This window comes from Streptomyces misionensis (assembly GCF_900104815.1).
Classification (GTDB): domain Bacteria; phylum Actinomycetota; class Actinomycetes; order Streptomycetales; family Streptomycetaceae; genus Streptomyces; species Streptomyces misionensis.
Genome location: NZ_FNTD01000004.1, coordinates 2,895,620 through 2,909,465, shown reverse-complemented (window position 1 = coordinate 2,909,465; position 13,846 = coordinate 2,895,620). Strand labels below are relative to the sequence as shown.

Here is a 13,846-nt window from a genome sequence, read left to right as displayed (position 1 = left end):
TCCGAGTTTCTGAATTAAATACCCTCAGGTGAGGCGCTCAAAGGATCGCGGAACAGCTCGTCGAGCATCACCGAACCACCCGCCACGGCCAGCACCGAATCGATGAAACTCGTCGGCAGCACGGAGGCGGAGCGGGAATTCCCGACCGCGTCCCGGAGCGCGTCCAGGCACTCCGGGACGTGCATGATCCCCACCTCGGTGACCACGACCGTCTCCGGATTGAGCACGTCGAGCAGCAGCCCGGCCGCCCGTCCCGTCGCCCGCGCCCGCTCCACCAGCAGCCGCCGGGCCACCGCGTCCCCGGCCGCCGCCGCGGCCACCACCCGCATCGGACGGGCGGCCGCGTCCACGATCCCGGCCTCCCGGGCCCGGCGGCACAACGTCCGCTCGCCCAGCTCCGCCTGGAGGCAGCCGGTACGCCCGCACGGGCACGGCTCGCTGCCGCCCGGCACCGGCAGATGGGCGATGGCACCGGCCGCGGACCGGGGCCCGTGGTGCACCTCGTCGCCGGTGGCGAACGCCGCGTCCACCACATTGCCCATGAACAGGTGCAGCACGCTCCCGCCGCCCCGGGCCCGCCCGAACAGCCGCTCCGCGTTCACCAGTGCCCGCGCGTGCCCGTCGACGTGCACGGGCAGCCCGGTGCGGGCGGCGAGCAGCTCCCGTACCGGCACCTCCCGCCAGCCCAGCAGCTCGTGTGCGACCACGGTGCCCGCCGCCCGGTCCACCCAGCCGCCGACGGCCACCCCGACCCCCAGCGGCCGCCGGTCCGGCACCTGCGCGAACAGCGCCGCGAGCCCTTCCGCGGCCCGCGCCAGCACCCCGTGCGGCTCGGTCCGCCGGTGCGTCAACTCCCGCCGGACCAGCACCCGGCCGCGCAGATCCAGCAGCGCCACCGTGGTGTACGGCACCGCCACGTGCACCCCGCCCACCACGAACCGCGCGTCGTCCAGCTCCACCGGCACATGCGGCCGCCCCACCCCGCCCGAGCGGCGCGGGGCGGCCGACTCCCGGATCAGCCCGAGGGCCGCGAGCCGGGCGCAGTGCTCGGTCACCGAGGCGGGCGACAGCCCGGTCAGCCGCGCCACGGTGCTGCGCGCCACCGGTCCGTGCTCCAGCACGGACCGCAGGACGACGCTGGCACTGGTGCGCCGCCGGTCGCGGTCGGCGGCACGCGGAACGGGGGAGACGAGGGTGGGGGCCGCACTGCGGGGCATGGAAGACCGTCCTCGGGGACCGGAGCCGACACATCGGGAACCGGGAGGGACGGGGCGGACCGAGCGGGCCCGCCCTATCCCGGACGGCGACAGGTGGCCGCGCCCTGACGCCGCAGATCGACATAGCGACGCGACGTGAAGTACCGGGCCTGGGCAACCATGTGCCCGAAGCTAGCAAACGGCCCCCGCGCCGCCCAGGGGCCGTCGTCCGGGCGGTCGCGGACCTTTGGGGGAAACCTACAGACGCGCCGTATGCGGCCCGCGTCTGCCGGACCACGCCACCTCAGTGACCGTAATCACGCCGCGCCCGATGTAAGGCGCGCACTTTGTGCGGAGCCCACCAAGTCGGCGATCACCCCTTTGTCGGGCGCTGACGGTGATCGGATTCGGGGCGCCGGTATAGCGTCGCGGTGTTCCCACCTGTCCCCTTCATCCCGCGGAGTCCCCATGAGCACCGCCACCGTCTCCACCCGCCCGGGTGCCGTCCTCGCCGATCTGCTGCCCGCGTCCCGCGTCCGCGACGCCGCCCTCGTGCTCGGCGGCGCCGCGCTCACCGGCCTCGCGGCCCAGCTGTCGGTGCCCGTGCCCGGCTCCCCGGTGCCGGTGACCGGTCAGACCTTCGCCGCGCTGCTGGTCGGCACCGCGCTCGGCGCCCGCCGCGGCTTCCTCTCCCTCGCCCTGTACGCGCTGGCCGGCGTGGCCGGTGTGCCGTGGTTCGCGGGCGGCGACTCCGGTTCCGGTTCCGTCTCCTTCGGCTACGTCCTCGGCATGCTGCTGGCCTCCGCCGTCGTGGGCGCCCTGGCCCGCCGCGGCGCCGACCGCTCCCCGCTGCGCATGGCGGGCACGATGGTCCTCGGCTCGGCCGTCATCTACGCGGTCGGCGTCCCGTACCTGGCCCTGGCCGCCCACTACTCCCTCGCCCAGGCGGCGGCGGTCGGCCTCGTCCCCTTCCTGATCGGCGACGCCCTCAAGGCCGCGCTCGCGATGGGTCTGCTGCCCACCGCGTGGAAGTTCGCCGGCAAGCGCTGATCCGCCGGCACGGTACGACGGCCGCGGGGCCCGACGAAGTTCGTCGGGCCCCGCGGCCGTCTGCGCGTCAGGAGGGGTCAGCCGATGGAGACCTTGTCGGCCGAGGCGTCGGCGGCCGGGGCCGGCCGGTCGCCCGCGACCTTCTGCTTGATCAGGGAGATGGCGACCACGATCGCCGCGACCAGCAGCGACAGCAGGACCGTCTCCCGGCCGTCGTGTTCGGTGTCGAACAGCATGTAGACCAGGACCGCCACGATCACCGCGGCCGCCGCCCAGGTCAGGTACGGGTACAGCCACATCCGCACGATGAGCTTCTCCGGCGCCTCGCGCTGGATGATGCGGCGCATCCGCAGCTGCGAGAAGCAGATGACCAGCCACACGAACAGGGCGACCGCGCCGCTGGAGTTGACCAGGAAGAGGAAGACGGTGTCGGGGAACTCGTAGTTGAAGAAGACCGCGACGAAGCCGAAGACGACCGACGCCAGGATCGCCGCCATCGGGACACCGCGCGAGTTGGTGCGGGCGAACGCCTTCGGGGCGTCACCGCGCTGGCCGAGCGAGAAGGCCATCCGGGAGGCCGTGTACAGACCGGAGTTGAGACAGGACAGCACCGCCGTCAGCACGATGACGTTCATGATCTGGCCGGCGTGCGCGATGCCGAGGGAGTTCAGCGCGGCGACGTACGAGCCGTCCTTCTCCAGCGACGGGGAGTTCCACGGCAGCAGCGCGACCACGACGAGGATCGAGCCCAGGTAGAAGACGCCGATGCGCCAGATGATGCTGTTGGTGGCCTTGGTGACCGCCCGCTGCGGGTCCTCCGACTCCCCGGCCGCCAGGGTGGCGATCTCGCTACCCATGAAGGAGAAGACGACCAGCAGGACACCCGTGAGGATCGCGCCCGGACCGTGTGGCAGGAATCCGCCGTGGTTGGTGAGGTTGGCGAAGGACGCCTGGTCCGTGTGGGCCCCCGGCAGCACACCGAAGATGGCGAGCAGGCCGACGATGATGAACGCGGCGATCGCCACGACCTTGATGCCGGCGAACCAGAACTCGAACTCGCCGTAGGAACCGACGGAGAAGAGGTTCGACGCGGTCAGCACCAGCATCACGATGAGGGCCCAGCCCCACTGCGGCACCGCCGGGACCCAGCCCGACAGGATCTTGGCACCCGCGGTCCCCTCCACGGCGAGCACGACGACCCAGAAGAACCAGTAGAGCCACCCGATGGAGAAACCGGCCCAGCGGCCGAGCGCGCGGTCGGCGTGCTCGGAGAAGGAGCCGGAGGTCGGGTTGGCGGCGGACATCTCGCCCAGCATTCGCATCACGAGGACGACGAGGGTGCCGACGAGGGCGTAGGACAGCAGGATGCCGGGGCCCGCCGCGGCGATGCCGGAGCTGGAGCCGACGAAGAGGCCGGCGCCGATCACACCGCCGATCGCGATCATCGTCAGGTGGCGGTTCTTGAGGCCTGCTTGAAGTCCGGAACCAGGAGGGGTCATGGACGGATTCCTTTGCGCCTGTTGAGCGGGGGTTCTCGTACGGGAACGGAGGTGCCGTTGAGGGGTCCGGTACGGGATTCGTACGAGCGGTGTACGAGTCGGTCCAGTGAATCCGAGGCGAACGAATTCGGGAACCTCTGAATCCGGATTGTTACTTGAGGTTCCCTTGAGGTTCTATGGTCCCGCTCACATTCGAGCTACGGAATTCGTAGCGCCGCCGCGTTCCCCTCCTTCGCCGTCCGGGCGCCGCCGACCCGGGGCTGCTGCCCCGTATCCGTCGTGTCACACTCGTGGCATGCGCGTGTACCTCGGCTCGGACCATGCCGGCTACGAACTCAAGAACCACCTCGTCGAGTGGCTCAAGGAGGCGGGCCACGAGCCCGTCGACTGCGGGCCGCACATCTACGACGCCCAGGACGACTACCCGCCCTTCTGCCTGCGGGCGGCCGAGCGTACGGCCGCGGACGCCGACGCCCTCGGCATCGTGATCGGCGGCTCCGGCAACGGCGAGCAGATCGCCGCGAACAAGGTGAAGGGCGTGCGCGCGGCGCTGGCCTGGAGCGAGGAGACGGCGTCCCTCGGGCGTCAGCACAACAACGCCAACGTGGTCGCCGTGGGTGCGCGCATGCACACCACGGAGGAGGCCACGAAGTTCGTCGAGGTGTTCCTCGCCACCCCGTTCTCGGGTGACGAGCGCCACATCCGCCGCATCGACATGCTCTCCGACTACGAGACCACGGGCGACCTCCCCCCGATCCCGGCGCACCACCCCCAGGCGTAAGCCCCGCCCGGACCGGCGTCCGGCCCGCTTTCCCCACCCGCCCTCCGGCCCGACTCGACGGGCCGGAGGGCGGGCGTCATGGGCGCCCCGTCCCCCGGGGTCGCCGGCGGCGGTTCCGTACGCTGGGTGAGTGCACCGCGGGGCCCGCCCCCGGTGACCAAGAGGAAAGGACGGCCCCGCCTTGCCCGAAGGGCACACCATCCACCGGCTGGCCCGGGACTACGCCGAGCGCTTCCTGCACACGGCCCCCCGCGTCACCAGCCCCCAGGGCAAGTTCTCCGACGCCGCCGCCCTCCTGGACCGCGCCGAGCTGACCGCCACCGAGGCCCACGGCAAGCACCTGTTCCTCCGGTTCCGCGACACCGACTGGGTCCACATCCACCTCGGCCTCTTCGGCAAGGTCGGCTTCGGCGACGCCCCGGCGCCCCCGCCCACCGACACCGTCCGCCTCCGCCTCGCCACCGACACGGCGTACGTCGACCTCCGCGGGCCCACCACCTGCGCCCTGATCACCGACGCGGAGAAGCGGGCCGTCCACGACCGCCTCGGCCCCGACCCGCTCCGCGAGGACGCCGACCCCGAGGCCGCGTACCGGAAGATCTCCCGCAGCCGCACGACCGTCGCCGCCCTGCTGATGGACCAGAAGACCGTGGCCGGCGTCGGCAACGTCTACCGCGCCGAGGTCCTGTTCCGGCACGGCATCGACCCCTACCGCGCGGGCCGCGACATCACCCCGGCCGAATGGGACGCGATCTGGTCCGACCTGGTCGCGCTGATGCGCCAGGGCGTGCGCGACAACCGGATCGACACCGTACGGCCCGAGCACACCCCCGAGGCCATGGGCCGCCCGCCCCGCGTCGACGACCACGGCGGCGAGGTGTACGTCTACCGCCGCGCCACCCAGCCCTGCCACATCTGCGGCGACGAGATCCGCACCGCCGGCCTCGCCGCCCGCAACCTCTTCTGGTGCCCCACCTGCCAGAAACGCTGACCCGGGCGAAGAGCTAGAAACTGTGCGGCAGCCACGGGGCCACAGCGGACCCGAACCCCACCGACGCCTCCGCCAGCGCCCCGCCGCGCAGCTCCCGCACCCGCCCGGCCGCCGCCAGCGCGGCCAGCGACACCCCGCCCAGGTACGCCGCCCCCAACTCCCGTACCGAAAGCGCGAGTTCCGCAGGCTCCGTCGTACGCTCGCAGGACGCCCCCTTGGCGTCCCCGGTCAGCCGCCAACGCCCCGCGTTCCAGGGACAGAAGGCGTCCGCCACCTCCAGGACGACGTCCACCGGCGCCTGGTACGTCCGCGCGGCCAGCGCCGTACCGACGTCGACCAGCCGTACGAAGCCCTCGTCCCGCACCCGCGGCCGGCAACGGCGGACGTCGGAGACCATGTGCTGCCAGCCGTCGTCCACCGGCCGCGCGTCCACCGACACGGTCGTCATCAGGTCGATGCCGCACAGGAAGCGCCACAGCGCGCCCTCCGTCGCGGGATCGAGCGCGGCGAGGTCCGCCGGCCGCACCGTGCCGTCGGCGCCGCCCGCGTTCCACTCGGCCCGGGTGCGGAACCGCGCGTACCCGGTGACCTGCCCGTCCCGCTCCGCGACCACGCACTGGAGCGCCGACGCCCCGCCGCGCGCCATCTCGGTGTCCAGCAGTCCGGCCCGCTCCCAGCCGGGCCGGCGGACCAGCATCCCGGGCCGGCGCGGCACCAGCGCCGCGTACACCGCCTCGCACGCGTCGAGGACGTCCGCCGGCGCCGCGTACCGCAGCCGTACCTCGTCGGTGCCGGCCGGCGGATCGAGGGTGACCCGGCTGGTGTCGATCTCCGCGGACAACCGGTACGTCGCGACGCCGTAGCCGAAGCGGCCGTAGATCGCCGGCTCGGACGCGGTCAGCACCGCCAGCGGTTCGCCCAGCGCCCGGACGTCGTCCAGCTGCCGGCGCATCATCGACGTCAGCACCCCGCGCCGCCGGTGCGTGGCCGCCACGCTCACCATGGTGACGCCCGCCGCCGGGACCGCCGCCCCGCCCGGCACGGTCATCCGGAAGGCGAACGACCCCGCCGTACCGACGATCCGGTCCCCGTCCCAGGCGGCCAGACCCCGGTCCGGGTCCAGCAGGGACCGGTGCAGTTCGCGGTCCTCGGGCTGCTCCGCCGGCCAGCCGAACGCGCGGTACAGGGAGCCGTACCACTCGTCCCAGTCGGCCTCACGCAGCACCCTCAACTCGGTTCCCCGGTCAGTCTCCATGCGCCATGCCTAGCAAGACGTCGCGGGGCGGGCCAGCGAATTTCGCCGGGACGGGGACGCGCGGGCGCCGGGTGGCGTTCACTGAGGGACGAACCTGTGAAACGCAGCCCGCACGGGGGACAAGTGGGACCTCCCGTGCCAAGCGGCCGGTGCGATGGATAGGGTCCCGAACTAATGGCAGCAGGACGAGAGACGCGCGCGAAGGCCGAGACGTTCACGGCCCGGTGGAGGATGCAGTGGCACCGGGCCCGCGTCGGCCTGCGCAAAAGCGCCGTCGACTACTTCCGCGGCGACGGCTCCGACTGGATCGCCTTCGCCGGGCTGCTGCTCACCGTCCCCGTCCTCGCGGCCCTCACCCTGTTCGACTCCGTGTGGTGCTCCCCGGCCATGCTGGTGCTGCCGATCGTCGCCGGCGGGCTGCTGCTGCGCCCGGCGAGCCTGCTCGGTCTGTACGCGGCGGCGGCCACCGCGCTGATCGTGGAGTCGGTGCGGCTGGGCCCGTACACCGAGGGCCCCTCGCGGGTCACCCCGGGCGTGGTCCTGGTGGTGGCCGCCTGCGGCTTCTTCGGCCTGCTCACCGCCCAGTTCCGCAGCCGCGTCGGCGTGCCCTGGCGGCGCGGCGGCACCATGCTGTTCGACCTGCGCGAACGGATCCGGGTGCAGAGCAAGCTGCCCAAGCTGCCGCAGGGCTGGCACCACGAGATGGCGCTGCGCCCGGCCGGCGGCCAGTCCTTCTCCGGCGACTTCGTGGTGGCCGCCCGCACCAACGGCGGCCGCACCCTGGAGGTCGTCCTCACCGACGTCTCCGGCAAGGGCATGGACGCCGGCTCGCGCGCCCTGCTGCTGTCCGGCGCGTTCGGCGGGCTGCTGGGCTCCCTGCCCCCGCACGCCTTCCTCCCGGCCGCCAACGGCTACCTGCTGCGCCAGGACTGGGAGGAGGGCTTCGCCACCTCCATCCACCTCGTCCTGGACCTCGACTCCGGGGACTACGAGCTGTACTCCGCGGGCCACCCGCCGGGGCTCCAGCTCAGCGCGGGCACCGGCCGCTGGGAGGAGAAGTCGGCCGAGGGACCGCTGCTGGGGGTGTACGACGGCGCCCAGTTCGACTCCGTGAAGGGCTCGCTGCGCCCCGGCGACGTGCTGATGCTGTTCACCGACGGCCTGGTGGAGACCTCCGACCGGGACATCGTCGAGGGCATCGACCGGCTCACCGGCGAGGCCGACCGCTATGTCGCCGGCGGCTTCCACGGCGCCGCCTGGCACCTCATCGAGGCCGTCGCCAAGGACGTCAACGACGACCGCGCCCTGCTCCTGATCTGCCGCGAGGCCTCGGCCCACGCCCGCTGACACACTGGGCGCATGACCGAGACACCGCCCGCGGCACCCGGACTCCTCACCCTCGCCGAGGTCGAGGCCACGGCCCGGACCGCGCACGAGGGACAGACCGACAAGGCGGGACGGCCGTACGCCGAGCACCTCGCCGCCGTGGCGAACGGCGTGCGCGCCCGCGGGGGCGACGCCGAGCAGATCGCGGCGGCCTGGCTGCACGACTCCGTGGAGGACGCCGCGCTCAGCCGCGCCTGGCTGGCCGGGGCCGCCCTCACCCCGCGCACCAAGGCCATCGTGGACGCCGTCACCAAGCGGCCGGGGGAGGACCCGGCGGCGTACGCCCGGCGCGTCCTCGACACCCCGGGCGCCCTGCTGGTGAAGGAGGCGGACCTGGCGCACAACGCCGACCCGGAGCGGCTGGCCGTCCTGGACGAACCGACCCGGAAACGACTGACCGAGAAGTACGCGCACATGCGCGCGCTCCTCGGTCTGCGTCAGAGCTGAAGGGCCCCGGATCGGGACGAAGAGCAGTAAAACCGGTCAGGTCGCGGCCTTTTCGTGCGCCTGCTGCCCCCGCTCCCGGGCCAGCCGGGCGGCGTCCTGCTTGAACGCCCACTCCATCTTCGGCTCCATCGCGAACCGGAAGACCCGCCGCACCGGCGCGGTGCACAGCAGGGTGACGGCGGCGCCCGCGAGCAGGGTCACCAGGATCTCGCCGAGCGGCCGGTGCAGCCAGGCGTGGTCGAACCAGCCCCGGTAGTCGGCGAACTTCACCAGGAAGCCGTGCAGCAGATAGCCGCAGATGGTGCCCGCGCCCAGCGTGGTGAACCAGGTCCTGCGGCCCGGCACCCAGGCGAAGAAGCAGGCCGTCAGCAGCAGCGAACAGGCCATCATCGCGAGCGTCATCACCGGCCCGCACCACCAGGGCGCGCCCAGCTCCTGCGCCGAGTCGCGGTGGTAGAACCACGCGGTGTTCATGCGCGGCACCGCCCACCAGCCGACCAGCAGCGCCGCGGCGAACACCGGCACCGCGGCGATCCGCACCGCGCGGCGGCGCACCAGCTGGAAGTGCTCCGGCTTCATGTTCAGGCCGAGTACGAAGTACGGCAGGAACTGGAGCACGCGCTGGAGGTCGAGGTCGTCGCCGATGTTCGGGGTGACGGAGGCCAGCATGGCGACGACGAGGGCCACCGGCAGCGGATGGCGCACCAGCTTCCAGATCGGCGTGGTCAGCCGCCAGACGAACAGGGCGCACAGGAACCAGGTCAGGAACCAGGGATCGAGCAGACTGATCTCCTGGTGGGAGCCCGTGACGAGGTTGTTGAACAGGGGGTATGCCGTCTCGAAGACGACATAGGGGACGAGGACCCCGGTGACCAGCCGCTTGAGCCGGTCCGGGCGCATGTCGAAATGACGCGAGAAGAAGCCGGAAATGATGATGAACGCCGGCATGTGGAAGCTGTACACGACCGTGTACAGGCCCTCCAGGATGCGGCTGTCGCCCTTCAGCGGCTCCCACGAGTGACCCATCGCGACGAGCACGATCGCCAGGTACTTGGCGTTGTCGAAGAACGCGTCGCGCTGTTTGCCGCCGGGTCTCGCCGTCTGCCCCGGCCGTTCCTGCGTACTCACCGGGGTACGCGGACCGGGCACTCCCGGCGCCGGCGGCTGGGCCGGGGGGAGCGGCTGCGGGGTCTGGCCGGGGGAGGAGGCGGCGTCGAACATCTCAGGCACCCTAGCGTCGTGTGCGGGATTCCGTAAAACCCCGTGCAGTCATTTCCGGTTATTCCCTGCGACTGCCCGCGAATTCAAAGGACTTGCGGTCCGTAATCACGTGACGGTGCCCACAGAAAAGCCCGCCGTTCACCCATGATGTCGGGATTCGTCCCCACCAAGTGGGGCATACGGCGTCTCTGTGCGATCAATTTGAATTACCTGCGCGCAAGTTGTGTGGAGCTGGAAACGAAGTCGCGTAATTCCTGCCGCAGTCGCGATCGGGTGCCCGTCGAATTCCTGTGCGGGGTGTCGCCCGGGCCGGGACGGCGTGTCCGACATCATGTCAGGAGCCGCATGGACCAGGCCCGTTGGTGGCACGATGGTTCTGGCGGGGGTGCGGGCCGTGCCCCCGGGCCGGGAGAGGGACCGACCGAGGGTGTGATCAGTTGTGGCCATTTCACTGTCTGTGGTGCTGCTGTTGGCGGTCATCCTGGTGGTGCTCATCAGGGGGAAGAACCTCAAGCCCGGACCGGCCATCGTGGCCATGCTCTTCGGCTTCTTCCTGGCCTCCAGCGGCATGGCGCCGTCCATCAACCGGTTCCTGAACTCGATAGCGGACTCGATCTCCGCGATCAAGTTCTGACCGGCCGCGGTCCCGCCACGGCCGGTGCCCCGGTGCCGGCCCTAGTGGTAAAGGTGCCGCCGCTCGGCCGGCTGCCGGCTGATGAACACCAGCCGGTCGAAGTCGACGGCCACCCCGCGCAGCAGCAGGTCGACCAGCGCGCGCGCCGACGACGCGTCGACCGGAGCCTCGCCGAACAGCGCCCGCCGGTACACCACCGAGGCGAGCAGGTCGACGAACAGCTCGGGGTCCACGTCCGGCAGCAGGTCCCCGCGCTCGACGGCCCGCCGCACCGCGACCGCGGCGGCCGCCCGGCCCGGCTGTACGAGGCTGTGCAGCAGGTGCTCGTGCAACTCGGGGTCGTCGGCGCAGTCGGCGATCAGCGGCGCGAGCACCCCGGCCGGCAGCCGCTCGTGCAGCACCTCGGCGAGCAGCCGCACGCTCTGGTGCAGATCGCAGCGGGTGCAGCCGTTGTCCGGGGCGGGCGGCACGACGAGGACCGAGGCGAGCGCGTCGATCACCAGCCGCTGCCGCCGGGGCCAGCGGCGGCGGATGGCGGCCTTGCTGGTGCCCGCGAGCGCGGCCACCCTCTCCAGCGCGAAACCGCCGTAACCGTCCTCGCCCAGCAGCCGCACGGTGGCCGCCAGCACCGCGGCGTCGATCGCCGGATCCCGGGGCCGGCCGCCGGCCGCCGGGCTCATGCGGCGGCGTCCTGGGGGTACCAGCGCAGCTCCACGGTGTTGCCGTCGGGGTCGCGCACGTAGACGGACTCGGCCGAACCCCGGGCGCCCCAGCGCGGCACGGGCCCCTCGACGACGTCGAACGTGCCGGAGGCGACGACCTCCTGCCAGTCCAGCGGATCCACCACCAGGCAGATGTGGTCGACGTTGGACTCGCCGCGGGGCCGCTCGACCAGGTCGATGACCGTGGTCCCGCTGATCCGCACCGAGGGGAACGGCACCTTCCCGGCCCGCCACTCCTCGACCCGCTCGCCCGCGAGCCCCAGCGGCCCGGTGTAGAAGCCCAGCGCCCGCTCGACGTCCGCGACGTTGAGCACCAGGTGATCGAAGTCCTTGACCCGCATGATCTTTCCCCCTTGTACCGGCCGAGCCGTTCCGCTCGCGTCCGAGTTATGTTCCGTACCGGTACGGATCGTATCGACGCCGCGGCCGCACATCAAGAGGCGGCCCGGAAACGACCGAAGGCCCAGGCGAGGAGACAACCTCACCTGGGCCTTCGGCATCCGGAGCGGGCGACGGGAATCGAACCCGCGTAGCTAGTTTGGAAGACTAGGGCTCTACCATTGAGCTACGCCCGCAGCGCTGCGCCGCAGCTCGGTGACCGCGGCACGAAGGCATCGTAGCGGGTCGCCCGTCCATTGGGCCAACGCGTTCGGATCACGCGTACCACGCGCCCCGCCTCGAAGAATGCGGCCGACGCGAACCGCCCGGCCATGTACCCTACGTCTCGCACCAGACGGGGTGTGGCGCAGCTTGGTAGCGCGTCCGCTTTGGGAGCGGAAGGCCGTGGGTTCAAATCCCGCCACCCCGACCACCAGCCGACCAGCGGCCCGCGCGTCGTGATGGTCGCCTTTTGGGGCGCCGACCGCCTGCGGTTACTATGCAAGCTGCGCGCCCGTGTGACCCCGGCCCCCACGGCCTACGTACTCCTCCGGGCGGCGAATCCGCCGGACCTGTCTGGCTCGGCAGAACCCAAGCAGTCAGCCACAAGGAGACCGAACCGTGAAGAGCGCCGTGGAGACCCTGAACCCGACCCGGGTTCGGCTCACTGTCGAGGTGCCCTTCGAGGAGCTCAAGGACAGCCTCGACGCGGCGTACAAGAAGATCAACCAGCAGGTCACGGTGAAGGGCTTCCGCAAGGGCAAGATCCCGGCCCGCGTCATCGACCAGCGGTTCGGCCGCGGTGCGGTCCTGGAGGAGGCGGTCAACGACGCGCTCCCGAAGTTCTACACCGAGGCGGTCAACGAGGCCGAGCTGAGCCCGCTGGGCCAGCCCGACGTCGACATCACCGAGCTGAAGGACGGCGAGACGCTGAACTTCACCGCCGAGGTGGACGTGCGCCCGGCCCTGGAGATCCCGGACTACTCCGGCATCGAGGTCGAGGTCGACGCCGTCGAGGTGACCGACGAGGACGTGGAGAAGTCGGTCGAGCAGCTGCGTGAGCGCTTCGCGTCCACCTCCCCGGTGGAGCGCGCCGCCGAGGACGGCGACGTCGTCACCATCGACCTGGAGGCCAAGGTCGACGGCGAGGTGCTGGAGGACGGCATCGCCAACGGCGTCTCCTACACCATCGGCTCCGGCGAGCTGCTCGACGGTGTCGACGAGGCCGTCAAGGGCCTGTCCGCCGGCGAGGAGGCGACCTTCACCTCCGAGCTGAAGGGCGGCTCCGCCGCGGGCAAGGAGGCCGAGGTCACCGTCAAGGTCACCGAGGTCGCCAAGCGTGAACTGCCCGAGCTGGACGACGAGTTCGCGCAGCTCGCCTCCGAGTTCGACACCCTGGACGAGCTCAAGGCCGACAGCCGCAAGCGCCTCGCGAACATGAAGCAGTTCGACCAGGCCACCCAGGCGCAGGAGCGCGTCCTGGAGAAGCTCCTGGAGCTGGTCGAGGTCCCGGTCCCCGAGAAGCTGCTCGAGGACGAGATCAACACCCGCAAGCACAACCTGGAGCACCACCAGCTCGCGCAGATGGGTCTGACCCTCGACAAGTACCTGGAGATCCAGGGCAAGTCCGCCGAGGAGTTCGAGGCCGAGACCCGCGAGGCCGCGGTCAAGGGCATCAAGACCCAGTTCGTCCTGGACGAGCTGGTGAAGAAGGAGAACCTGAACGTCAACCAGGAGGAGCTCACCGAGCACCTCATGCGGCGTGCGGCCTCCTCCGGCATGTCCCCCGACCAGTTCGCCCAGGCCGTCGTCGAGGGTGGCCAGGTGCCGCTCCTGGTCGGCGAGGTGGCCCGCGGCAAGGCCCTGGCCGTCGTGGTCGAGGCCGCCTCGGTGAAGGACACCAACGGCGAGACGGTCGACCTCAGCGACGAGGACGAGGAGACCGAGGCCGCGGCCGAGGAGACCACCGAGGGCTGAACCGCCCCGCGGCGCCTCTGAAGGACGCCTGGACGGGCCCTGGGGACTTGTTCCCCGGGGCCCGTTCGCCTACCCGGGGACGGCCGGGCCGTGCCCCGCGCACGGCCGTGCCGCGGGCCGCTCAGGCGGCCTGGCACCCGCACCCGGGGGCGCGCCGCGTCCCGATGGCGCTACGCCCCCGGCGAACACTCCTATCTCCGGGATTCCCCGAACGGGCCCGAGCGTTAGGGTCCATGAGTACGGGGGCAGGGGAGTCTCCTGAAACCCCAAGCCCCCGGCAGGACGACGTGAGACGGCCCGGCGCCGTCG

13 protein-coding genes and 2 tRNA genes are annotated in these 13,846 nt (G+C 71.8%); 8 read left to right on the top strand and 7 right to left on the bottom strand.

Annotated features, from left to right (window positions below):
* Positions 1-14: 14 nt before the first annotated feature.
* Entirely contained in the window at positions 15-1,217 is a 1,203-nt protein-coding gene (locus BLW85_RS14895; protein ID WP_074992295.1) for an ROK family transcriptional regulator, read from the bottom strand.
* A gap of 447 nt (positions 1,218-1,664) precedes the next feature.
* On the opposite strand from BLW85_RS14895, the gene BLW85_RS14890 reads away from it, so the two are divergent.
* A complete protein-coding gene (locus tag BLW85_RS14890) occupies positions 1,665-2,246 on the top strand; it encodes a biotin transporter BioY (protein WP_074992294.1) in 582 nt (193 codons plus the stop codon).
* Between the two features lie 77 nt (positions 2,247-2,323).
* On the opposite strand, the gene BLW85_RS14885 is transcribed toward BLW85_RS14890, so the two are convergent.
* Entirely contained in the window at positions 2,324-3,745 is a 1,422-nt protein-coding gene (locus BLW85_RS14885; protein ID WP_070027124.1) for an amino acid permease, read from the bottom strand.
* Between the two features lie 295 nt (positions 3,746-4,040).
* On the opposite strand from BLW85_RS14885, the gene BLW85_RS14880 reads away from it, so the two are divergent.
* Complete coding sequence (locus BLW85_RS14880) at positions 4,041-4,526, top strand: ribose-5-phosphate isomerase (protein WP_070027123.1); 486 nt, start codon at positions 4,041-4,043, stop codon at positions 4,524-4,526.
* Positions 4,527-4,707: 181 nt separating this feature from the next.
* Positions 4,708-5,517, top strand: coding sequence for an Fpg/Nei family DNA glycosylase (locus tag BLW85_RS14875; RefSeq protein WP_070027122.1), 810 nt, complete (start codon positions 4,708-4,710; stop codon positions 5,515-5,517).
* 13 nt (positions 5,518-5,530) lie between these two features.
* Here the strand turns inward: BLW85_RS14875 and BLW85_RS14870 are convergent, their stop codons facing one another.
* Positions 5,531-6,772, bottom strand: a complete 1,242-nt coding sequence (locus tag BLW85_RS14870) for a GNAT family N-acetyltransferase (RefSeq protein ID WP_074992293.1) — start codon at positions 6,770-6,772, stop codon at positions 5,531-5,533.
* A gap of 174 nt (positions 6,773-6,946) precedes the next feature.
* Here BLW85_RS14870 and BLW85_RS14860 point away from each other — a divergent pair, with 174 nt between their 5' ends.
* Together BLW85_RS14860 and BLW85_RS14855 are read left to right on the top strand one after the other, a co-directional pair.
* The gene (locus BLW85_RS14860) at positions 6,947-8,119 is read left to right on the top strand and encodes a PP2C family protein-serine/threonine phosphatase (RefSeq protein WP_070027119.1); all 1,173 of its coding nucleotides are present in this window, start codon (positions 6,947-6,949) and stop codon (positions 8,117-8,119) included.
* 12 nt (positions 8,120-8,131) lie between these two features.
* Positions 8,132-8,605 carry an HD domain-containing protein gene (locus BLW85_RS14855; protein WP_074992292.1) on the top strand — a complete coding sequence of 158 codons (474 nt, stop codon included), beginning with the start codon at positions 8,132-8,134 and terminating at the stop codon, positions 8,603-8,605.
* 36 nt (positions 8,606-8,641) lie between these two features.
* On the opposite strand, the gene BLW85_RS14850 is transcribed toward BLW85_RS14855, so the two are convergent.
* Entirely contained in the window at positions 8,642-9,826 is a 1,185-nt protein-coding gene (locus BLW85_RS14850) for an acyltransferase family protein (RefSeq protein ID WP_074992291.1), read from the bottom strand.
* A gap of 439 nt (positions 9,827-10,265) precedes the next feature.
* Between BLW85_RS14850 and BLW85_RS14845 the strand changes: the two genes are divergently transcribed.
* Positions 10,266-10,460: a hypothetical protein gene (locus tag BLW85_RS14845; RefSeq protein ID WP_070027114.1), complete on the top strand. Its 195-nt coding sequence runs from the start codon at positions 10,266-10,268 to the stop codon at positions 10,458-10,460.
* A gap of 41 nt (positions 10,461-10,501) precedes the next feature.
* On the opposite strand, the gene BLW85_RS14840 is transcribed toward BLW85_RS14845, so the two are convergent.
* The 3 genes from BLW85_RS14840 to BLW85_RS14830 all read right to left on the bottom strand — a co-directional run bounded on the left by BLW85_RS14840 (position 10,502) and on the right by BLW85_RS14830 (position 11,757).
* A complete protein-coding gene (locus tag BLW85_RS14840; protein ID WP_074992290.1) occupies positions 10,502-11,140 on the bottom strand; it encodes a TetR/AcrR family transcriptional regulator in 639 nt (212 codons plus the stop codon).
* Complete coding sequence (locus BLW85_RS14835; protein WP_074992289.1) at positions 11,137-11,523, bottom strand: VOC family protein; 387 nt, start codon at positions 11,521-11,523, stop codon at positions 11,137-11,139. Before BLW85_RS14835 ends, BLW85_RS14840 begins: the two co-directional genes overlap by 4 nt.
* Positions 11,524-11,686: 163 nt before the next feature.
* Positions 11,687-11,757: transfer RNA gene (locus tag BLW85_RS14830), tRNA-Gly, on the bottom strand.
* A gap of 159 nt (positions 11,758-11,916) precedes the next feature.
* Between BLW85_RS14830 and BLW85_RS14825 the strand changes: the two genes are divergently transcribed.
* Positions 11,917-11,993, top strand: a tRNA-Pro gene (locus tag BLW85_RS14825).
* Between the two features lie 188 nt (positions 11,994-12,181).
* On the top strand, positions 12,182-13,537 hold the full coding sequence (gene tig, locus BLW85_RS14820; protein WP_074992288.1) for a trigger factor: 1,356 nt from the start codon (positions 12,182-12,184) through the stop codon (positions 13,535-13,537).
* Positions 13,538-13,846: the final 309 nt, after the last annotated feature.